We start from the raw sequence: 21,341 nt of genomic DNA on the forward strand, positions 1-21,341 counted from the left end.
CCCATGGGCATGCGTGAAGAACTCCAGGCGGAGCTGTCGGAAGCGTTCGATGATCCGGACGGCCTAGCAGACACGGTGAAGCCTGTTGCAGGGAGTCGCACAGTCAAGGGCGGATATGACCCAGAGATCGGCGGCACCGTCCCGGCCTCAACCTTCCATTACGCCGGGCGCGGTGTGTTCGGTAGCTACCTGGCCAAGGAAATCGACGGCTCGCGCATACAGACTGAGGACGTGAAGCTGCTGGTGCTCCAGAACGAATTGCTCGAGGGGCAGGCCGGCGCTGTCACCGATGTCCCGGCGGCGCCCAAGATCGGCGACCAGGTAAGCGGCTACCGCGTACTTAATGTGTCCGAGGACCCAGCCCGGGCGACTTGGACCCTTCAGCTGAGGAAGTGACATGGCGCGCGGCTCACACATGGCCCAGCGATACGGCGGGCAGCAGGGCGGTTTCGCTGAGGCCATACGGGCCTTCGCAGAACAGGCGGAGCAAGCCCTGGACGCGACCTTCCGCGAAATCGTGATCGAGATCGGCAGCAGCGTCATCCGCATGTCACCGGTAGGCAACCCGGAGCTATGGGCAGCCAACGTGGCTCACCGGGCCAAGGCCAACAGGGCTGCTGACGACTATGACTTCAAGGTCGCGGTGCGGAACACGCTGATCAACTTGAATCAGGACAATTTCACCAAGGCCGGCAGGCTGCGCAAGGGTGTGAAGTACGCCAAGCCCCTCACCAAGACCGAGCGCGAGCAGAACTTCGCTGTGAACGGCCTGGTTGTCGGCCAGGGATACGTTGGCGGGCGGTTCCGGGGTAACTGGCAGTTCTCCATCGATTCACCAGCTACCGAAGAACTCGACCGCATCGACCCGTCGGGCAGCGAAGCCATTACCGCGCTCATCACCCAGGTGCACGCGCTGACCATCGGCCAGACGGCCTACATCGTGAACAACCTGGCGTACGCCATCCCGCTGGAATACGGCCACTCAATGCAGGCACCGGCCGGTATGGTCCGGGTCACCCTGGCCAACTTCCAGCGCATCGTCGACGAAGCCATCAGGAACAACAGCGTATGAGCCATGCACGAGCCCGCCAGGCCATCGAGATCAAGCTGATGGCCTGGGCTGCGGGGCGCCCGATCCGGGTCGCGAACTTCGAGCAGGGTTTCGAGGCCTTGCCGGGAGAAACATACCTGCAGGCTTACCAGCTGCCTGGGGCAACCATCTGCCGTTACTTGGGTGGCGAGGCCTACGAGTACACCGGAATCTACCAAGTCAGCATCACCTGCCCGGCGGGCCAGGCCTTGGTGACCGCCGAATCGCTGGTAGATGAGCTCAGCGCCCTGTTTCATGTCAATTCTAAGCTCAGCCGCAACGGTTTCGAGGGAATGGTCACCGAGCCAGTTGACCAAGGCCCAAGCATCCCCGAGTCGGCGACCTACACGGTGCCGGCCAGCTTCACCTACCGCGGTGTCGCGGACCAATCGCCCGCTGGGGCATAACCAACCGCCGCCTGGCGGGCTTTCAAGAGGAAACAACCCATGGCCGCACGCTTCCCGCTGCCGAACGGCTCCGTGCTGGAAATCGCTAGCGTACTCGCCGCTGCCGTCGCCTACACCGCTCTAACCAACGCTGCGCCGCCTGTGGCCAGCGCGGCAGGACACACCATTAAGAACGGCGATGTTCTAGTCGTCAGCTCAGGTTGGTCGCTGATCAACGACCGCGCTGTCCGGGCGGCCAGTGTTGCCGCCGACAAATTCTCGCTCGCTGGACTGAACACAACCAACACCGATAAATACACCGCCGGGTCGGGTGTGGGCTCTGTTATCCCGGTGACCAACTGGGCTCAGATCTCGAAGGTAACCGCTTTCACCTCTTCGGGCGGCGAGCAGCAGTACCTCACGGTCGGGTACCTGGAGGACGACGACGATCGCCAGTTCCCCACCAATCGCAACCCGATCACGCTGTCGATCACTGTCGAGGATCAGCCTGCGGCTGCCTACGTGGGCCTGGTCGAGGCCTATGGCGATAGCAAGGAACTGACCGTGGTGCGCCTGAAGTTGCCAAATGGCGACCAGATCCTTTACCCGGGTTACGTGAGTATCACCACCACCCCGACGATGGAGCGTAACAACCTCATGACCCGCACCATCAGCATCGCGCTGTCGGCGCGTCCGGTCCGTTACTTGGCTGGCGCATAAGGAGCCCCCATGGCGAAGATCAAAATCGCGCAAGACCCGACGTTCATTGCCGAGGTGCAGGTTCCTCGAATCGGTGGAGAGCCAGTGCCGGTGGAATTCGAGTTCCGCTATATGGATCGCGTGACGCTGGCCGGCATGTTTGATCGCTGGAACAAGGCTCGCGACGCTTGGGCGGAGCAGGCCAGGGCCGACAACGCTACGTGGGAAGAGGTGACCGCTGGCGAAATCGCTCTGCAGGCCGAGCAACTGGGCGAAATCGTCACAGGGTGGGACTTGGAGGACAAGTTCAGTCAGAAGGCGATCCTCGAGCTGGTCCGTACCTGCACGGGTGCACCTAAGGCCGTCATCGACGCCTTCCAAGCTGCTTACAGCCCGGCCCGATTGGGAAACTGAGGGCGGCGGCCCGGGCCTGTTATGAGCGTGGGCCATCTGCCGAGCAACTGGCCCCGCTGGGGCTGACCCTGGCTGACATTCCTGAAGAGGAAGTGGAGGTTTGGCCTGACGCTTGGCCAGCCTTTCGGCTTTTCGACGCGATGGGCACGCAGTGGCGGGTTGGAGCGGGCGGCCCGTCTGGCCTGGACTACACCGCCATCCCCGCAACAGCCTCGATGCTCGGCATCAAGCGCCGCGACCTCACCGACATTTTTCCCGACCTCCGCGTCATGGAGGTTGAGGCCTTGGCCGTCATGGCCGAATCCATGGAGTAGATCATGACCACCATTGCCTCTCTCGGTCTTCAGATCGACTCCGGCGATGCTGTCGAGGCCAAGGATAACCTCGACCAGCTGACGGACGCCGGCAAGCGCAGCGAGGAGTCGGCAGGGCGAACTGGGCGCGCCTGGGAGACTGCCCTGGGCAGCCTGCAAGGTGACACCCGCCAGATCGTCCAGGAGCTGCAGTCACTCAACGCCAAGCAGGCCGAGCTGGCGCAGCAGATGGCCACCGTGGGGCGCGCTGTTACCAGTGCCTCAACGGCGTTTAGCAGTGCCGCAGCGAATATGGGGGCGTTCCGAGCCGAAGCCGCTCAGGCGGGTAAGGTTCAGGAAACGCTGACCAGTGCCACAGATGCCGGTGCCCAAGCCGGCCGGCGCGCTGCCGAATCCGCCGACGAGCAGCAGGCCAGGATTCTGGCCGTGGCCAAAGCCTCGATGGAGGCCAGCCAGTACATTCAGTCGCTCAACCGGGCCACCGAGCATACAGCCGAGGTCACTTCCCAGGCGAACGCTGTCCTGTCCGACAGCGCAAGTCGGCAGGCTGCCATCAACAGCCGGGCCCAGGCCCTCATTGCCACAGAAAAGCGCCAGGCGGAGGCGGCGAAGAAGGCAGCCGGCGCGCATCGGGAAGAAGGCCAGGTGCTGGAAGAGCTGCTGGGCAAGATCGACCCGACCGTCGCAGCTATGAGCCGGCTGGATCAGATGGAGCAAAAGCTGAAGGGCTTCCGCACCAGCGGCGCTCTCGATTCGGAGACCTTCGGCGAGTACCAGGCGAAGATCGACCAGGCGCGCACCGCATTGGGCGGCGCCGATATTGCACTGAACAAGACGGGTATGACGGCCAAGGCCACTGCAGCAGCACTGCGCGGCGTACCGGCCCAGTTCACCGATATCATGGTGTCCTTGCAGGGTGGCCAGGCTCCGCTCCAAGTCTTACTGCAGCAGGGCGGGCAGCTCAAGGACATGTTCGGCGGCGTGGGCCCAGCCATTCAGGCGCTGGGCGGCTACGTCCTTGGCTTGGTGAACCCGTTCACCGTCGCAGCGGCGGCGGTCGGCGTGCTCGGATATGCCTACTACTCGGGCAGCGAAGAGGCGGTCGGTTTTCAGAAAGCGCTGATCACCACTGGCAACGCGGCCGGCACGACGTCGGACCGGCTTTCCGGCATGGCGCGCGAGGTAGCGGCCACTGTTGGGACCACTGGCGCCGCAGCAGAAGTGCTTACCCAGTTGGCCAGTAGCGGCAAGGTCGCTTCCGAGAGTTTCGTCGAGATCACTGAGGCTGCCCTAGAGTGGCGCTCGGCGACCGGCAAGGCAGTCGAGGAGACCGTTGCCGAGTTCGTGAAGATCGGCAAAGACCCGGTGGCCGCCGCCAAAGACCTCAACGAGCAGTACAACTTCCTGACGGCTTCGACCTATTCGCAGATCGTTGCGCTGAAGGAGCAGGGCGACACCATCGGGGCCGCCAAGCTGCTCACCGACACCTACGTCGACACCATCAAGAACCGCAGCAAGGAGGTCACTGAGAACCTTTCCATCTGGGAGCGCGGCTGGAAGGCGCTACGTGGCGAGGTTGCTGCCACGGTCGATTCGGTCAAGAACATTGGTCGAGACCAGGACATCGCGAGTCGGATCGTCGACCTGCAGCGCCAGGTCGCTGCGGCACAGAGCGCTGTGAATGCCGATGCAGATGACAGCGATGCTCAGAAAAAGCTGACCAACGCTAGCCTTGAGCTGAAGGGGCTTATCCAGCAACGTGACACGCTTGCAGCAATCGCCAGCGCCCGCGCCTTGGACGCCCAGCAGCAACAGGCAGCTGTAGTTGCAATCGGCAAGATCGACGCTTTGGAGAAGTCCGCTAGGACAAACGCCGAGAAGCGGGCCGATGCGCTGAAGGAATACAGCAAGTCCCTAGACGCCATCCGCAAGGTCAACCCAAATGATGAGCGGCTGAAGCCCGAGAATATCACCCGGGTGCAGGCCGACATCGCCAAGCAGTTCAAGGATACGACCGGCCGGACAGGATCGGTCGACCTCTCAGGTTTCAACGACCAGAAGAACGCGCTGAGCGCCATCCTGGCCGAGTACAAGAATCATCAGAAAGAGCTGGATGCGGCGCAGAAGGCCGGGCTTATCTCACAGGAGTCGTATACCGCCCAACGCGCTGCGATCATCGAGCAGCAGAAGGCCGAGGTCACGAACGCCTACGAGGCAGAGATCAAGGCGCTGGAGGAGGCCAAGGGGCGAAGCAGTACCAGCGCCCAGCAGCGTATCCAGCTGGACCAGAAGATCGCCGATGCCCGGGCCGCTATGGTCAAGGCTCAGAAGGGCGCCGATACAGAGCTATCAGTGCTGGCGACCAATGAGCAGGGCCGGCTGGCCCAGCAGGCTAGAGCAGTGCAGACTTACACCGACGCCCTTGACCAGCAGGCCCTGGCGCTGAGGCTACAGGGTCAGCGCTCCGCTGATGGCCTTGGGCTCGGCGACCGCCAGCGCGGCTTGCAGGATCAGCAGAACGGCATCACTGATCGGATGAACCAGCAGCGACTGGATCTGGCCAATCAGTACGGTGATGGCTCTCGTGGCATGAGCCTTGATGAGTACAACCAGAAGTTGGCGGCCCTGAACAAGACCGAGAAGGACCTGCAGGAATCCACCATCGCCAACTACTACCAGATGACCGCCGCCCAAGGCGACTGGCGCAAGGGGGCGTCTTCGGCCTTCCAGAATTACCTGGACCAGGCCCGGGATGTCGCCGGGCAGACGAGGTCCCTGTTCACGAATGCGTTCAACTCGATGGAGGATGCGGTTGTGAACTTCGCCATGACCGGCAAGTTCTCGTTCGCGGACTTCACCAAGTCGGTGCTGGCAGATATGGCTCGTATCGCGACACAGCAGGCTGCTTCTGGCCTGCTGGGAAGTCTAGTGAGCTGGGGCGTATCGGCTGCTTCTGCCTATTTCGGCGGCGGCACCGGTAACGGCATGGAGGCAGGCTCTGCAGGTGCGGTGTCGTCCAACCTTGGCGCGTCGCAGGCCGGCTATTCCAGCGCCTACTTCCCGCAGGCGTTGGGTGGCGCCTGGTCGAACGGCGTTCAACTATTCGCCAATGGTGGCGCCTTCACCAACTCCATCGTGAGCACTCCGACCGCTTTCGGCATAGCCGGTAGCAAGTTGGGAGTGATGGGAGAGGCTGGTGACGAGGCTGTCATGCCCCTTACGAGAACGGCAGGCGGCCAGCTTGGAGTGATGGCGGTTGGTGGCGGTAGCGGTGGAACGGCGATCAGCGTGTCCGCGCCGGTTAGCATAGTGGTGGAGGACAGGAGTAGCGAGGGCATGCAACTCGATCAAGCGCTACTCCAGCAGAACATGCAGAAGCAAATGCAGATGGCTGCCGAGAAAGCGGTCGCTGACTCATGGCGTCCAGGTGGCGTCAGCCATCGCAATACCAGCGGGAGGCGCTGATGGCCATCGAAAAATTCAGCTGGCCAACCCAGCGCGGGGAAACGCCGGAGATCAGCTACCGAACCCGCGAGTCACGCTTCGGCGGCGGGTATCGACAGGTTGTCGGCGACGGACCCAATAACAAGGAAGACAGCTACCCCATCACGGTTACCGGCACGAAGGCTCAGGTCCGCAAGGTAATGGAGTTCTTCGACCGGCACGGTGGCGCCAAGGCCTTTCTTTGGTCTACGCCGCTCGGTGATCTGGGGCTGTTTACCTGCAAGGATCCAAAGCCTACCCCGGTGGGTGGCGGGCGATTCAAGGTTGCCGCCACTTTCGAGCGGGCATTTCATCCGTAAGGAACCACCATGTCACTGATCAAGGACATCCAGACCCTGGAACCTGGCAGCGAGGTATTGCTGTTCGAGCTGGATGGCTCGGACTTCGGTGCCGACATGCTGCGCTTCCATGGCCATGCAATTCCGCATACCCCCGAAGAACTGGCGGCGGCCGGCGCGAATGCCGACCAGTTGCTGGCGAAGTCAATCTGGTGGCAGGGCAATGAGTACGGTGCCTGGCCCATGCAGATCGATGGCATTGAAGCGAACTCGGATGGTACGGCCGTACGCCCGACGCTGACTGTCGGCAACGTCAACGGCAGGATCACGGCGCTGTGCCTGGCGTTCGACAACCTGCTCGAGTTTAAGCTGACCATGCGCCACACCATGGCGCGTTACTTGGACGCGGTAAACTTCCCTGCAGGCAACCCTGAGGCCGATCCGACCGAGGAAGCGATCGAAGTCTGGTACATCGACCAGAAAGTATCGGAGAACGGCACCACGGTTGCCTGGGAGTTGGCTAGCCCGGGGGATGTGGGCGGCGAGACAATCGGGCGTCAGATGACCCAGCTTTGCCATTGGGCAATGACCGCCGGCTACCGAGGCCCGAATTGCGGCTACACCGGCCCCTACTTCGACCTTGACGGCAATCCCACCGACGACCCCGCCAAGGACAACTGCAATGGCTGCCTCGACACGGGGTGCACTGCTCGCCACGGGCAGGGCAACCAACTGCCGTTTGGCGGGTTCCCGGCTGTATCCCTGATCGCACGGAGTTGATCATGCGCAAACACATCCTCGCCGCCATGCAAGCCCACGCTGCGGCAGATTACCCACGCGAGTGCTGCGGGCTGATCATCGCCGTCGGCCGCTCCCACCGCTACATCCCATGCGGTAACACCGCGACCGATCCCGCAGAGGAGTTTCGTATCTCGCCGGAAGACTACGCGGCGGCCGAGGACAAGGGCGAGGTGATCGGCATCGTGCACTCACATCCGGACGCCACCAGCAGACCGTCGCCGCGGGATCTGGCCATGTGTGAGGCCACCGGCTTGCCCTGGCACATCCTGTCGTGGCCTGAAGGTGATCTGCGCACTATCACGCCAACCGGTCACACGCCGCTGCTGGGGCGTCCTTTCGTGCACGGCGCCTGGGATTGCTGGCAAGTCTGCGCGGACTGGTACAACCGCGAGTGGGGACTGGAATTCCCAACCTATGCCCGGGAAGAAGGGTGGTGGGAACAGATGGACGGCCCGAGCCTCTATGAGCAGGCATACGAAGCGGCCGGCTTTTACAAGGTGAGCCAGGCGCAGCGAGGCGACATGGTCGTCATGGCTGTGGGGCGCACCGCCCATCCCAATCACGCCGGCATTTATCTGGGCGTGGATGCGCAACTGCCTGAGGAGCACGCCCAGGTCTTCGGTCATGGGCCCTTCATGCTGCACCACCTGCTGGGGCGGCCATCAGAAATCATCGTGTTCGGCGGCCCTTGGCTAGCCCGGGCTCGGCTTGTGCTGCGTCACCGAGACGCCAAGTGATACATTCAGCGCTTTTCAGGGAGGGATCACATGCGAATTCTGATCGGGGCATTGGGCCTGGCTTTGCTGGCTGGGTGCGCATCTTCTGCAATCTCGGTCAATAAAGCGGAACCGGTACCGGCCGACGAGCTTTACGCCTACCAGGCAAAGCCTGTAGGAGACAGCGGAACGCTCACTGTCGTTCGAGACGCTGGGTTCGTGGGATCTGGATGCGATGCGGTCGTCTATATCGATGGCGTGAAGGCAGCGAAAATCGGTACGGGGCAGCGGGCAACCTTCTTTCTTCCTGTAGGTAATCCTAACCTCGGGGTCGGATTCGCAGGCCAGGGCCTATGTATGGGGGTCGCAATTCGGACTATCACAGGCAGCGTAACGTCTGGCGCAGAGAGTACGTACAGCATTTCGGGAGACATGAACGGCATCTACATAGGACCGTACATCGATTACAAATGAATAGACCGCCTCCGGGCGGTTTTTTATTGCTCGGAGAAGAGTATGGCTGGCACAGCAGCACAAAAACAGCCTTTGACACTGATCAAACTGTCTGGGTCTCTAGCCCAAAAATTTGGTCGCACACACCGCCGACACATAGACAGCGGTCAGACATGGGAAGTCTTCAAGGCTCTCAAGGCCACGCTCGAAGGTTTCGAAACGGAGATCAGGCGTCTGGATCGGCTAGGCATGCGGTTCGCCATTTTCCGCAACCGCCGAAATGTAGGGATCGACGACCTTGGGCGCCGAGGTACTCAGGAAGTACGTATCGTGCCAGTAGTAGAGGGCAGTAAGCGAGGGGGAATATTGCAGACCGTACTTGCCGCAGTCTTGATAGTGGTTGGCGTGGTCACGCAGCAGTATTGGTTGGTTCAGACCGGGGTTGCTCTCGCCATTGGTGGTGTCATCCAGATGCTTAGCCCCCAAGCCAAGGGCCTATCCCAGAGCGCCGCCCCTGAAAACCTGCCGTCGTACGCCTTCGGCAGCGCCAAAAACACCACCGCAAGTGGCAACCCAGTTCCGATTTGTATAGGCGAACGCCGCTGGGGCGGGGCGATCATCTCAGCCTCGATCGAGGCGCAAGACAAGGCCTAGGGCCGATTCAGCAAGCAGACCGCCTCCGGGCGGTTTTTTATTGCCCGGAGGAAAGCATGGGTCCAGCAGATCACGTGGATATCACTGGCGCCAAGGGCGGCAGCAGCAAGCCGAAAACGCCTGTAGAGGCGCCCGATAGCCTGCAGTCGACCAACATCGGCAAGATTCTGATTGCGGTGGGGGAGGGTGAGTTCGACGGTGAGCCGACGGATCGTGACATCTACCTTGATAACACCCCGATCATGGATGCCAACGGCAGCGTGAATTTCCCTGGGGTGCGGTGGGAGTGGCGTCCTGGCTCGGTGGAGCAGGACTACATCCAGGGGATCCCTGCGATCGAGAACGAGACCACCGTCAATGTCGAACTGCGCAACGACAATCCATTTGCCCGTGCTCTGAGCAACACCCAGCTCTCGGCTGTCCGCGTGCGAATGGTCTGGCCGCGCCTGGCGCAGCAGGACAGCAGCGGCAATACCAATGGCTACCGCATTGAGTACGCCATCGATATCGCCACCGATGGTGGCGCATACGTCGAGGCGCACCTGGGGGCGGTGGACGGCAAGACCACCAACGGCTACCAGCGCTCGGTGCGCGTGAACCTGCCCAAAGCAACCTCCGGCTGGATGCTGCGCGTGCGCCGTATCACTCCGAATGCCAACAGCGGCACCGTGGCCGACACGATGACCATCGCTGGCTACACCGAGATCATCGACCAGAAACTGCGCTACCCGAACACTGCGCTGTTGTACATCGAGTTTGACGCCCAGCAGTTCCAGAACATCCCTGCGGTAACCGTGAAGTGCAAGGCCAAGCGCTGGCCGGTGCCGACCAACTACGATCCCGTTGCACGCACATATACCGGCGTATGGGATGGCACCTTCAAGCAGGCCTGGACCAACAACCCGGCCTTTGTGACCTACGGCCTGTGCGTCGAGGATCGTTTCGGCCTGGGTAAGCGCATCAAGCCGTGGATGGTCGACAAGTGGGAGATGTACCGCATCGCCCAGTACTGCGACCAGCTGGTGCCGAACGGGCAGGGCGGTCAGGAGCCGCGTTTCCTGTGCGACATGAATCTCCAGGGCCGCGCCGAAGCCTGGACCTTGCTGCGCGACCTCTCGGCGATTTACCGGGGCATGGTGTACTGGGCTCACGGCTCTCTGTTCATGCAGGCAGACATGCCGCGCGCCCAAGATATCGACTACGTGTTCACACGGGCCAACGTCATCGACGGTGAGTTCGTGTACGGCGGCGCCGAGCGGAACACCCATTACAGCCGGGCCCTGGTCAGCTACGACAATCCGGCCAACAACTACGACACCGATGTCATCCCGGTCACCGACAACGCTCTCCAGCGCCGGTACCGGGACCGTCCGGTGGAGATTTCGGCCATCGGCTGCACTCGAGCGTCCGAGGCTCAGCGCCGCGGCAAGTGGGCGCTGCTGAGTAACAGCCAGGACCGCACCGTCACTTTCAAGACCGGTATGGAAGGGCGCATTCCGCTGCCTGGCTACGTCATTCCCGTCGCAGACGAACTGGTTGCCGGCCGTCCAAACGGCGGTCGGATTTCGGCGGCTGCCGGCCGAGTCGTGACCTTGGACCGTGACACGCCGATCAAGGCTGGCGACCGGCTGATCTTGAACTTGCCGAACGGCACCGCCCAGGCACGCACGGTGCAGTCGGTCGCCGGCCGCGCGGTGACGGTAACCACCGCGTATGGCGTGCAGCCCGAGCCGGAACTGCAGTGGGCAATCGATTACCACGACCTGGCGGTGCAGCTGTTCCGGGTGCTGAAAACAACGCGCACCCAAGAGGGCGAGTACGAGATCACCGCGCTCGAGTTCAACCCGAGCAAATTCGCTGCGATCGATACCGGTGCCAAGCTGGACGAGCGTCCGATCAGCGTTATTCCGGTAACCACCGTGCAGCCCCCCGCAAGCGTGACCTTGTCTTCCGCCCACATGATCGACCAGGGTATCGCGGTCAGCACGATGACTATCGCCTGGCCGGCGGTGGAGGGCGCTGTCGCCTATGACGTGGAGTGGCGCAAGGACAACGGCAACTGGGTTCGTCTGCAGCGCACCGGCGCAACATCGGTAGACGTGGTCGGCATTTACGCGGGTGCCTACCTTGCACGCGTACGCGCTGTGAGCTCGTTCGAGATTACGTCGATCTGGAAAAGCTCGACCCTGACTCAGCTGAATGGCAAGGAAGGCCTGCCGCCGGCCGTTACCTTTCTGGATACCGAAAGCCTGCTGTTCGGCATCGGCATCAAGTGGGGCTTCCCTGCTGGCTCCAGTGACACCCAGCGTACCGAGTTGTGGTACAGCGAAGGTACAGACTTGGACCAGGCCACCAAGCTGGCCGACCTGGCCTACCCGCAGAACGAGTACGTCATGCAGGGCTTGCGCGCGGGCCAACAGTTCTATTTCTGGGCTCGCCTGGTCGATCGTTCCGGTAACCTTGGCCCATTCTTTCCGGTAGCACCGACGGTGGTTGCCGGGATGGCCAGCGCAGACGCTGGAGCGATTCTTGAGCAGATTAAGGATCAGATCACCGAGAGCGAACTGGGCAAAGAACTGACCAGCCGTATCGACCTGGTCGACAAGAATGGCCCTGGCTCGGTGAACGAGCGCGTTGGGGAAGTCCGCAGCGAGCTGAATGAGCAGGTGGCCGGGGTCAACAACGCGATCGAGATGGTCAAGTCGTCGGTGGTGGCGGCCCGTGATGAGTTGCAGCAGCAGCTTGCAGCAGTTGATCAGGAAGTCGATGCGGCCCGATCCGAGCTGCAGCAGCAGATCAATACCGTCTCCGCGTTGGCCGGATCGTTGCCGTACAACAAGGACAAGACCTACACCCTGAATCAGGGTGTACTGGGCGCCGACGGCAAGCTGTACCAGGCCCTGAAAGCGGTACCGAAGAACAACCCGCCGCCCAATGCGACCTACTGGACCGATGTTGGCCAGGCGATCGTCACGGCGGCCGGCACCGCCGCCCGCGTGGGCAAGGTTGAAACGGATGTTTCCACGCTCAACGGTACGAGCACGGCGCAGGCCAGCCAGATCGAGGGCCTGCTGTCTGGCCTGACCACCACCAATGGCAATGTGACGACCGCCCAGCAGGCCGCCCAGGCGGCCGCTACGGCAGCCGGCGCCAAGGGTGAGGTCATCTACGGATCGACCGCACCTGCAGCCGACAAGCGCTTGGCGCAAAACCTGTGGATCGATACCACGGGCAATGCCAACACGCCCAAGCGCTGGAATGGCAGTGCGTGGGTTACGGTAACGGACAAGGTGGCCTCGGACGCTGCGGCCGCTGCGGCCAATGCCCTGACGGCTGCCCAGAGCAAAGCCGATGCCTCGGTGGTGCAGAGCCTGAGCACCAAGGTCAGCGATGCCGAAGGCAAGTTGACCACGCAGGGCCAGTCGATCACGGGCCTGCAGGGTAGCCTTACCACGACCAACCAGAACGTCACGGCTGCCCAGCAAGCCGCGCAAGCGGCGGCCACGGCGGCCGGTGCCAAGGGCGAGGTGATCTACGGGGCGACCGCGCCGGCGGCTGATAAGCGTCTGGCACAGAACCTATGGATCGACACCACCGGCAACGCCAACACGCCTAAGCGCTGGAACAATAGCGCCTGGGTGGCGGTAAGCGACAAGGTGGCCACTGATGCTGCCGCCGCCGCGGCCGCCGCCAATGCGCTGGCCGCGACCAAGGCGGATGCGTCGGCGGTGAACCTGCTGACCAACCGTGTCAGCAGTGCCGAAGGCGTACTCACCAGCTACAGCAGCGATATCATCCAGCTCAAGAACAGCCTGAGTGCTGCGCAGTCGTTTGTGGCCGGTAAGGCGTGGGAGTTCACCGGTTCGACGCGGGGTTGGTTCGGTACCATCAGCGGTTCGACCTTTGTAGCCGGCCCGCTGTTCGCCACGTCCGGCAACTGCCCGAACCTGCAGTGCAACTTCACGCCGACGTTCCCGGGCGCCGAGAACCCTTTCCTGCGCATCCGGCTGCGTCGGCGCAACACCGCCCGCGCCGGCGCGCAGATGTACTGGGCGAACGAAGATGGCGGGCTGGCCGAAGCCCGGCGCATGCCCTGGACGATCAACACCACCACGACCGACTGGCAGGATATCGAGATTGACCTGTCTGGCCACGCGGGCTGGAGCGGTAAAAACATCTATGCCATCCGCCTGGACATGATGTCCTCGTCGGATACCACCGGCGAAATCGACATTGCCTATATCGCGGTAGGGCGGCGTTCGATTGCGGCGTCGGCGGAAGCCGTATCCAGCTTGAGCAGTGCCGTTAGCGATGCGGATGGCAAGCTGACCACGCAGGGTCAGTCGATCATCGGCCTGCAGAACGGCCTCACCACGACCAATCAGGGCGTGAGCGCTGCCCAGCAAGCAGCGCAGGCGGCGGCGACAGCCGCAGGGGCGAAAGGCGAAGTCATCTATGGATCGACCGCGCCTGCAGCGGATAAGCGTTTGGCGCAAAACCTGTGGATCGACACCACCGGCAACGCCAATACGCCGAAACGCTGGAACGGCAGCGCCTGGGTGGCCGTCACCGACAAGGTGGCTACGGACGCCGCAGCAGCGGCGCAATCGGCGCTGACCGAGGTGGCCAAGAAGGCCGATGCGTCGACCGTGCAGAGCCTGTCCAACACGGTCGTCCAGCATGGCCAGGACATTACCGCCCAAGGTCAGGCGATGACGGCGATTGGCGCCGCGATCGCCGAGGTGGGTGGGGAGAACCTGCTGTATAACCCAACGTTCAATCGTGCCAGCGCGGCCGATGCCAACGTGCCAGATGGTTGGGTGCTGGAGGGTAGTGCACCCCGAAACCCAAGCATGGTGCCGTCCTGGTTGAACGCCGGAGAGCGGGCGTTTCGGGTCGCGGTCACCGGCGTCACGAACGCGAGCCCCTATTTTTCGCTGGTCACCCAGTCGATCCAGCGGCCAAGAGTAGCGAGCGGGCAGAGCGTCACCACATCGGTCAACGTTCGCCGCATGGCCGAGGCGGGCTTGCTGGCCCTGCGCATCATCTACCAGTGGATCAACGAAGCCGGCGCGGTAATCTCGGCGCCGGCCAACGGGTTCATGCCGATCACGGTTGAAGGTAGCCGGCACTCGTTCACATCGGTGGCACCTGAGGAGGCTGTTCGATTCAACGTCTATTTCCGTGTTCACAGCCAGACGGCAGCGTCTGTAAACGGAACTTTGGAGCTGGCCAGGCCGCAAGCTGAGTACGGTTCCCGTGCCACCGGTTGGCGGGACAATGGGCAGGTCACGGCAGGTGAGGTCGCGGCGAACGTCGCGGCCACCAACCTGCTGAGCGGCCGGGTTAGTCAGACCGAGCAGGGGCTGGTGTCGCAGGGGCAGTCGATCGTTTCGCTTGAAGGTGGGCTGACCACCACCAAGCAGAACGTGACAGCCGCGCAGCAGGCCGCCCAGGCGGCGGCGACGGCCGCCGGCGCCAAGGGTGAGGTCATCTACGGATCGACCGCACCTGCAGCCGACAAGCGTTTGGCGCAAAACCTGTGGATCGACACCACCGGCAATGCGAACACGCCGAAACGCTGGAACGGCAGCGCCTGGTTGGCGGTGAGCGACAAGGTGGCCACGGACGCCGCAGCAGCGGCGGCCAATGCCCTGTCGGTGGCACAGACAAAGGCCGATGCGCAGACCGTCAGTGCGTTGACCAACGAGGTGTCCCGACAAGGTGCGGACATTTCCGCCAACGGCTCGGCCATCGTCGACATCAATACGTCGATTGCACAGATCGGCGGCGAGAATCTGCTGTACAACCCTTCGTTCGACAAGGGCGCGGCGAGTCTCGCTGAACGCTGGCGGGTGGGTAATGGCGGCGGTGCCACGTATACCGCCACCCTGATTCTCTCTACGCTGGACCCGCAAGGGAAGGCGCAACGATTTGATGTTAGCGGCTTGGTCGCCGGCTCTGGTTCTGTGTATCTGGACTTGGCGCCGGGCATTGGCGATCGCCCTGCCACTGCGCCCGGGCAGGTCGTTACCGCGTCGGCTTTTGTTCGGGGAACACCTGGCATACAGGTCCAGTTGTTCATCCAGTTTAAGAACACCTCCGGCAATACCATTGCCACCACGGGGCCGGGTGACACCATCCTGACCGATGCTTGGCAGCGGGTGGTGCTGACCTCAGCACCGGCGCCGGCCGGTACCGTGGCAGTTGATGTGCTGTACCGCGTGCGTTCGGCGCCGGGCAGTACACTGACGGCAGGCTTCGTGGAGTGGGACCGGGCTCAACTGGAAGAAGGGGCACGGGTCAGCGGGTGGCGAGACAATGGCCGGGTCAACGCGGCTGAAATCAGTGGCAACGCGTCGGCTACCACCGCCTTGAGCGGCCGGATGTCGGCGGTGGAAGATGGCCTGACCTCGGCATCGAGCCAGCTGACCCAGCTGGATAACGCCATTGGCGACGCCGGCGGCGAGAACCTGCTGTACAACCCGACGTTTAATCAGGTCAACGCAGCGGATGCGACGTTTCCTGACGGTTGGATGCGTGAAGGGGCGGCGCAGAACAATTCCAGCATGGTTGAGTCCTGGCTGAACGCTGGGGAGCGCGCATTCAGGTCGGCAGTCACTGGCGTGACCAACGTATCGCCCTATCTGTCGCTGATTCCGGCCGTGTCGAAGCGCGTCAAGGTCGGTGGTTCGCAGGCCATCACGTCATCGATCTATGCCCGGCGTGCTGGAACCTCAGGTCTGCTGTCGATCCGGCTGTACATCCAGTGCCTGAACGCATCAGGTGCCGTTGTCTCGACTGTGTCGTCTGGCCTGCAGGCCATCAGCGTGGAGGGTGGTCGCGTTACCGTAACGGCCACGACCCCGGCCGATGCGGTTTTGGTCGTGGTGTACTACCGCATTCACGGGGCCACCTCGGCGGCAGCCAACGGTACGTTTGAGCTGGCCCGGCCACAGGTTGAGTACGGCTCCCGTGCTTCCGGTTGGCGCGACAGTGGCCAGGTGAATGCGGCGAACAACGCGGCCACCTCGGCAGCCGTCGAGAATCTGACCTCGGCGGTGAACCAGCAAGGTAGCAGCTTGAGCAGTGTGGCCGGGAGGACCACAAGCCTGGAGAACAGCCTTACCACTACCAACCAGAACGTGACCACGGCCCAGCAGGCCGCCCAGGCGGCCGCTACAGCGGCGGGCGCCAAAGGTGAGGTTATCTATGGGGCTACCGCGCCGGCGGCTGACAAGCGGCTTGCCCAGAACCTGTGGATCGATACCACCGGCAATGCCAACACGCCGAAACGCTGGAACGGCAGCGCCTGGGTAGCGGTGAGCGACAAGGTGGCCACGGACGCGGCCGCCGCTGCCGCCAGTGCGCTGAATCAGGTGGCCACCAAGGCCGAGGCGTCGGCCGTGAACTCGCTGACCAACCGGGTGAACAGCGCAGAAGGTACGCTCAGCAGCAACAGCAGCGATATCACCCAGCTGAAAAACAGCATCGGCACGGCCCAACCCTTCGTGGCGGGCAAGTCCTGGGAGTTCATCGGCTCTACCCAAGGATGGGCAGGCACCATCGCCGGCTCAACCTTTACCGCTGGCCCGCTGTTCGCCACGGCGGGCAAATGCCCGAACCTACAGTGCAACTTCACCCCGGCGATTGCCGGCACCGAGAACCCTTACCTGCGCATCCGGCTGCGTCGACGCAACACCACCCGCGCGGGCGCCCAGATGTATTGGGCGAACGAGGATGGCGGCTTGGCCGAGGCGCGCCGCATGGCGTGGACCATCAGTCTGACCACTAACGATTGGCAAGACATTGAGTTTGACCTGTCTGGCCACACGGGTTGGAACGGCAAAAGCATCATCGCCATTCGCCTGGACATGATGAACTCGGTGGATACGTCGGGCGAAATCGACATTGCTTACATAGCGGTCGGTCGCCGCTCGGCAGCGGCTTCTGCGCAGGCGGTGGCTAGCCTGGAGAGCAACGTTACCCAGCAGGGCGACAAGCTCACCGCCGAGGGCAAGCGAATCGACGGGTTGTACACCGCCGTAGGCGATGCCAACGCGGCGATTCAGAACGAAGCCACGGCGCGGGCCAATGCTGACGACGCACTTAGCCAGCAGATTCAAACCACGCAGTCGTCTTTGGGTACTACCAATGCTTCGGTGCAGCAGATCAGTACGGCGCAGACCGGATTGAATAATCGGGTCAACGCTCAGTACTCGGTCAAGGTGGCAGTTACGCAAAACGGAGTGTATGCCCTCGGCGGGATTGGGGTCGGCATCCAGAACCAGAGTGGTGTGCTGCAGTCGGTAGTGGCCGTACTGGCGGACCAGTTCGCGGTAATCAACGCCGCCGGAAATGGTTACGTCAGTCCGTTCGCGATTCAGGGCGGCCAGGTGTTCATGAGCGATGCGTTCATTCGTGACGCAAGCATCACGAATGCCAAAATCGCCAATGCCGCGATCACGTCTGCAAAGATCGGGGTTGCAGAGATCGACACCCTGCGCATCCGTGGCAATGCGGTCACGGTTCCGGTCTCTGCCTCCAGCGCAGGGGTCGTGTACGGTGCCGGTGAAGGGCAATGGCGAGACTTGATTGCCATTGGTGTGCAGATGGATGAGGCGGGTTACATCACGGCGCAGTACAGCTGCTATCAAGGATTTGGCGGCGGTACCCGTAAGTACCAGTTCCGGATGGAATTAAATGGCCTGGTAATCGCTGAGGGTGGCGGGGATTGGGCTGATGGCTTCCCCAACCTAATGGGCTCAATCGGTGTAGGACCGGGTTACTTCGTCATCACCGTGAAGTGGTGGGGGGAAAACTCGGGTGTGAGCGTTAAAAAACATACCCTCTATGCAATGGGAACCAAACGATGAGCAGCATTGAGCACTATGCAGCCTATGAGACAGACGGACGAATCGTGTTTGCCGTCAGTTGCCCGCCCGAACACGGGAAGAAAATCATCAGGCTCAACACCGACCGGCCCTACATCCAAGTGCCCACCCCGGCAAGGACTGCTGACCACCTGGTGATGGGGCAAATGCTCAAGGAGCGCCCTCAGATGGGCGCGGTTCTCCAAGGGCGCTGGTTGAAGGGGGTCCACGAAGGTGCCGCCGTCAACATCGAGAGCGAAACCTACACCGCTGACGGCAGTGATATCGAGCTGGGGTTCTCGGCGCCGGGCACCTACACCGTCACGATCAGCCTTTGGCCCTACCGCGATCAGGAGTTCACCGTTGAAAATTCAGCATAAGTGCGACCACTCCAAGCGCCGTGCGGCCGAGTATCCGCCGGTGGAGGAACAACTGGACATGCTGTGGCATGCCATGAATGAAGGGCATATGCCCAAGGCTGAGCCGTTCTTCTCGACCCTGCAGCAGATCAAGCAGCAATACCCCAAGGCTTGAACCCAAGCCACTACCCAATGCCCGCCATCGAGCGGGTTTCTTTTTGTCTGGAGAAAACCCATGCCATTTGTTGCCATCAATCTGAGCAATGACTACGACGTTGCCAACAAGACCCGCTATGCCACTCAGGAGGAAGCTGACGCCCGCACCCGAGAGATCCTGAACCAGTTCCCGACTGCCCAGGTCAGCGTGGCTCAGGTGCTGAAGGACTACAGCGCCAAGGTATCGATCACTGCGAGGGAGCCAGCAGCAGCGCCGGAGCCGGAAGCCCCGGCAGCTTAACCGACCTAGTCCAGCGCCAGACCGCCCCGCGCGGTTTTTTTCGCCTGTCGAGCTCCTTTCTAAAGAGCCTCATGCGTAAGTGGCGGTGTCTCTCATTTCCTGCCGATTTGAAACTTCAGTTTCTCGGTTGGCCACCAGTTGAAAGACGGAGGTGGCTCATAACAGCCGGGCTGGTTAGCAGGCGAGGCATCACACCGAACGGTGTATCCCTTTGAGCCTACCTCCTTGATATCGCCGCTCGAGCCATAGTGAGAGCAGGCCGCCAGCGCGGAAAACATGAGTAATGCCGAAACACGCTTCATAAGAAATCCCTTCTATAGACCGCAGCATCGTATCGCTTAGCGGTGGCGGAGGGTATAGCCCCGCTCATCACAGCCTGCTTTATGCAGGTTTTTTTCGCCTGGAGAAGCTATGGCCAGATCCACCGAATCCTAGGCCGGAGGTGGGAATGTGCTCCGGTTCCTTGACCTGATCGCCTTTTCAGAGGGCACCTCGACCGTCAAGGGCGGCGATGATGGCTACAGCGTGCTGTACGGCGGTGGCCTGTTCCAAGGCTATGCCGATCAGCCACGTTGCAGGGTGACTTTCCTCATCGGCAAGCCGGTCACCAGCACCGCTGCCGGCCGATACCGGTTGCTCGAGAGTTACGCTCGCGGCTATGCGATCCTGAACCAGTTTTCGCCGCTCAGGTATTCACCACGCAGGCGCTGAAGGATTGCAGCGCCAGGGTCTCGATTACGTCTAAAGATCCGACTGAGCCGGTGCCTGAGGCATCTGCGGGCTGAAGCTTGGTATTACCATATTGCCGTGCTTGTATTGCTGATAACTGGTGTAGGGCAGCACAACGGTATCAGCAATGCCAGACGCTGCCATGTCGATCAGGATTGCGTATGGATCTGAATGTACTCCCGTTCTTTCCGGCCCAGTTAAGTTGCAGAACTGATACGCAACGCCGCTATACATCCGAGGGATCTCTGGGCAGTAGGAATCCCATTTCGCTAGGTCGTCCACGGCCTTTTCTTCATTAGACACAGTGCGCATCGTCCCGCACCCGCTCAGTGCTACCGCCAGCGCACATCCTATCCACAACCTCATATCAGCCTCCTGTCTCGCTGACCTCGAAGCCCATCACTGTGAAGGCTAGAGCAGCCATCAACGTGCATCGGTTAATACAGATTGGACGACTAAGTATCACAGAAGACACATCCATGCCCGCCTCGTGCGGGCTTCTTTTTGCCTGGAGACAACATGGCCAGACTCACCGAATCCCAGGCCGGAGGTGCGAACGTCCTCCGGTTTTTGGACCTGATCGCCTTCGCCGAGGGCACCCAAGCCGTGAAAGGTAGCGACGACGGTTACAACGTTCTGTTCGGCAAAGGCCTGTTTCAGGGGTATGTCGATCACCCTCGCCAGAAGATCACCCGGCTCTCCAATGGCAAGCCGATCACCAGTAGCGCGGCAGGCCGCTACCAGTTTCTTGCCGGTACGTGGGACGAACTGGTGAAGCGCTACGGATTCAAGGGGCGCTTCACGCCAGAGGCGCAGGACTTGGCAGCCATCAAGCGATTGGGCGAGCGTGGTGCGCTGCAGTTGATCAAGGATGGAAAGATCCGCGAGGCAATAGCCAAGTGCGCCAACGAATGGGCCAGTTTCCCGGGCAACAACTATGACCAGAATCCCAAAGCCTTGGGCGCGCTGCTGGCTCAGTGGCAGAAGCTCGGAGGGGGGCTCGCATGAACTGGCTCGGCGCGGTACCGACCTGGTGCTGGTGTCTGATCGCCCTGATGCTGGTTGCCGGTGGCCAGCAGTACCGGTTGGTGGTTGCTGAAGGGGCTGCGTCTGGTGCACGTGCGGAAACCGCCAAGACCGAAAAGACCCTGGCCGATTACCGCCTGGAGGTTTCCGAGCGCGACCGCCGCGCCGCAGCCCAGGCCAGGCAGGAAGAACAACGACGCGCCGAGGCGCAGGAGGAGGCGAGAGCCCATGCCCAAGAAGAACGGACGATTGCTGATGCTGGCGCTGTTGGTGCCGATGCTGCTGGCCAGCGGCTGCGCAGTGACGCCGCCAAGCTCGCCTCCACCGTCAGTTGCCCCGGCCCGGATACCGCCGCTATCGACCGACGCGAGGCAGCCACCCGCGCCGCCATGGTGCTCTCCGAGCTGCTCTCACGGGCTGATGAACGAGCGGGAGAGTTGGCGCAGGCTTATGACCGGGCACGAATAGCCGGTCATCAGTGCGAAGCGTCCTATGACGCACTCGGGCGAAAATAGTCATCTCAGACTTCATCCTCTCAAGATATTGAGAAATGCCACGTACCCAGCGATAATGGCAAATTAATCTCAC

Annotated in this window: 19 protein-coding genes and 1 pseudogene; 19 read left to right on the plus strand and 1 reads right to left on the minus strand. The window is 62.0% G+C overall.

Annotated elements, in window-relative coordinates:
• The first annotated feature begins 3 nt into the window (after positions 1 to 3).
• The 17 genes and pseudogenes from REH59_RS11110 to REH59_RS11190 form a co-directional block, all read left to right on the plus strand.
• On the plus strand, positions 4 to 396 hold the full coding sequence (locus tag REH59_RS11110; RefSeq protein WP_014859827.1) for a hypothetical protein: 393 nt from the start codon (positions 4 to 6) through the stop codon (positions 394 to 396).
• A gap of 1 nt (position 397) precedes the next feature.
• Positions 398 to 1,072 (plus strand): hypothetical protein, encoded by a 675-nt coding sequence (locus REH59_RS11115; protein ID WP_014859828.1) that lies wholly within the window; start codon positions 398 to 400, stop codon positions 1,070 to 1,072.
• Entirely contained in the window at positions 1,069 to 1,497 is a 429-nt protein-coding gene (locus REH59_RS11120; RefSeq protein ID WP_014859829.1) for a phage tail terminator-like protein, read from the plus strand. The genes REH59_RS11115 and REH59_RS11120 overlap by 4 nt, the downstream gene beginning before the upstream one ends.
• Positions 1,498 to 1,536: 39 nt before the next feature.
• Complete coding sequence (locus tag REH59_RS11125; RefSeq protein ID WP_014859830.1) at positions 1,537 to 2,196, plus strand: phage tail protein; 660 nt, start codon at positions 1,537 to 1,539, stop codon at positions 2,194 to 2,196.
• Positions 2,197 to 2,205: 9 nt separating this feature from the next.
• Positions 2,206 to 2,589 carry a phage tail assembly chaperone gene (locus REH59_RS11130; protein WP_014859831.1) on the plus strand — a complete coding sequence of 128 codons (384 nt, stop codon included), beginning with the start codon at positions 2,206 to 2,208 and terminating at the stop codon, positions 2,587 to 2,589.
• Between the two features lie 62 nt (positions 2,590 to 2,651).
• Positions 2,652 to 2,903 carry a DUF1799 domain-containing protein gene (locus tag REH59_RS11135; protein ID WP_128573615.1) on the plus strand — a complete coding sequence of 84 codons (252 nt, stop codon included), beginning with the start codon at positions 2,652 to 2,654 and terminating at the stop codon, positions 2,901 to 2,903.
• 3 nt (positions 2,904 to 2,906) lie between these two features.
• Positions 2,907 to 6,368: a phage tail tape measure protein gene (locus tag REH59_RS11140; RefSeq protein ID WP_014859833.1), complete on the plus strand. Its 3,462-nt coding sequence runs from the start codon at positions 2,907 to 2,909 to the stop codon at positions 6,366 to 6,368.
• Complete coding sequence (locus tag REH59_RS11145) at positions 6,368 to 6,706, plus strand: phage tail protein (protein WP_014859834.1); 339 nt, start codon at positions 6,368 to 6,370, stop codon at positions 6,704 to 6,706. Before REH59_RS11140 ends, REH59_RS11145 begins: the two co-directional genes overlap by 1 nt.
• Before the next feature lie 9 nt (positions 6,707 to 6,715).
• Positions 6,716 to 7,465 carry a phage minor tail protein L gene (locus REH59_RS11150; RefSeq protein ID WP_014859835.1) on the plus strand — a complete coding sequence of 250 codons (750 nt, stop codon included), beginning with the start codon at positions 6,716 to 6,718 and terminating at the stop codon, positions 7,463 to 7,465.
• A gap of 2 nt (positions 7,466 to 7,467) precedes the next feature.
• The gene (locus REH59_RS11155) at positions 7,468 to 8,223 is read left to right on the plus strand and encodes a C40 family peptidase (RefSeq protein ID WP_014859836.1); all 756 of its coding nucleotides are present in this window, start codon (positions 7,468 to 7,470) and stop codon (positions 8,221 to 8,223) included.
• Positions 8,224 to 8,253: 30 nt separating this feature from the next.
• Positions 8,254 to 8,676 carry a hypothetical protein gene (locus REH59_RS11160; RefSeq protein ID WP_128573616.1) on the plus strand — a complete coding sequence of 141 codons (423 nt, stop codon included), beginning with the start codon at positions 8,254 to 8,256 and terminating at the stop codon, positions 8,674 to 8,676.
• Between the two features lie 42 nt (positions 8,677 to 8,718).
• Positions 8,719 to 9,309 carry a tail assembly protein gene (locus REH59_RS11165; protein WP_114942659.1) on the plus strand — a complete coding sequence of 197 codons (591 nt, stop codon included), beginning with the start codon at positions 8,719 to 8,721 and terminating at the stop codon, positions 9,307 to 9,309.
• A gap of 56 nt (positions 9,310 to 9,365) precedes the next feature.
• Positions 9,366 to 18,185: a phage tail protein gene (locus REH59_RS11170; RefSeq protein WP_014859839.1), complete on the plus strand. Its 8,820-nt coding sequence runs from the start codon at positions 9,366 to 9,368 to the stop codon at positions 18,183 to 18,185.
• Entirely contained in the window at positions 18,182 to 18,562 is a 381-nt protein-coding gene (locus tag REH59_RS11175) for a hypothetical protein (RefSeq protein WP_014859840.1), read from the plus strand. Before REH59_RS11170 ends, REH59_RS11175 begins: the two co-directional genes overlap by 4 nt.
• Positions 18,546 to 18,716, plus strand: coding sequence for a hypothetical protein (locus tag REH59_RS11180; RefSeq protein ID WP_014859841.1), 171 nt, complete (start codon positions 18,546 to 18,548; stop codon positions 18,714 to 18,716). Before REH59_RS11175 ends, REH59_RS11180 begins: the two co-directional genes overlap by 17 nt.
• Before the next feature lie 60 nt (positions 18,717 to 18,776).
• The gene (locus tag REH59_RS11185) at positions 18,777 to 18,998 is read left to right on the plus strand and encodes a hypothetical protein (RefSeq protein ID WP_014859842.1); all 222 of its coding nucleotides are present in this window, start codon (positions 18,777 to 18,779) and stop codon (positions 18,996 to 18,998) included.
• Between the two features lie 450 nt (positions 18,999 to 19,448).
• Positions 19,449 to 19,658 (plus strand): annotated as a pseudogene (locus REH59_RS11190) (glycoside hydrolase); the annotation flags it as partial.
• Positions 19,659 to 19,739: 81 nt separating this feature from the next.
• Here REH59_RS11190 and REH59_RS11195 read toward each other — a convergent pair.
• Positions 19,740 to 20,093, minus strand: a complete 354-nt coding sequence (locus REH59_RS11195; protein WP_020189967.1) for a YceK/YidQ family lipoprotein — start codon at positions 20,091 to 20,093, stop codon at positions 19,740 to 19,742.
• A 153-nt stretch (positions 20,094 to 20,246) separates the two neighbouring features.
• On the opposite strand from REH59_RS11195, the gene REH59_RS11200 reads away from it, so the two are divergent.
• Complete coding sequence (locus REH59_RS11200; protein WP_128573617.1) at positions 20,247 to 20,735, plus strand: glycoside hydrolase family protein; 489 nt, start codon at positions 20,247 to 20,249, stop codon at positions 20,733 to 20,735.
• Entirely contained in the window at positions 20,732 to 21,268 is a 537-nt protein-coding gene (locus REH59_RS11205; protein ID WP_014859846.1) for a DUF2514 domain-containing protein, read from the plus strand. The genes REH59_RS11200 and REH59_RS11205 overlap by 4 nt, the downstream gene beginning before the upstream one ends.
• The last annotated feature ends 73 nt before the right edge of the window (positions 21,269 to 21,341 follow it).

It is taken from the genome of Pseudomonas sp. BO3-4 (genome assembly GCF_034044115.1).
GTDB lineage: Bacteria > Pseudomonadota > Gammaproteobacteria > Pseudomonadales > Pseudomonadaceae > Aquipseudomonas > Aquipseudomonas alloputida.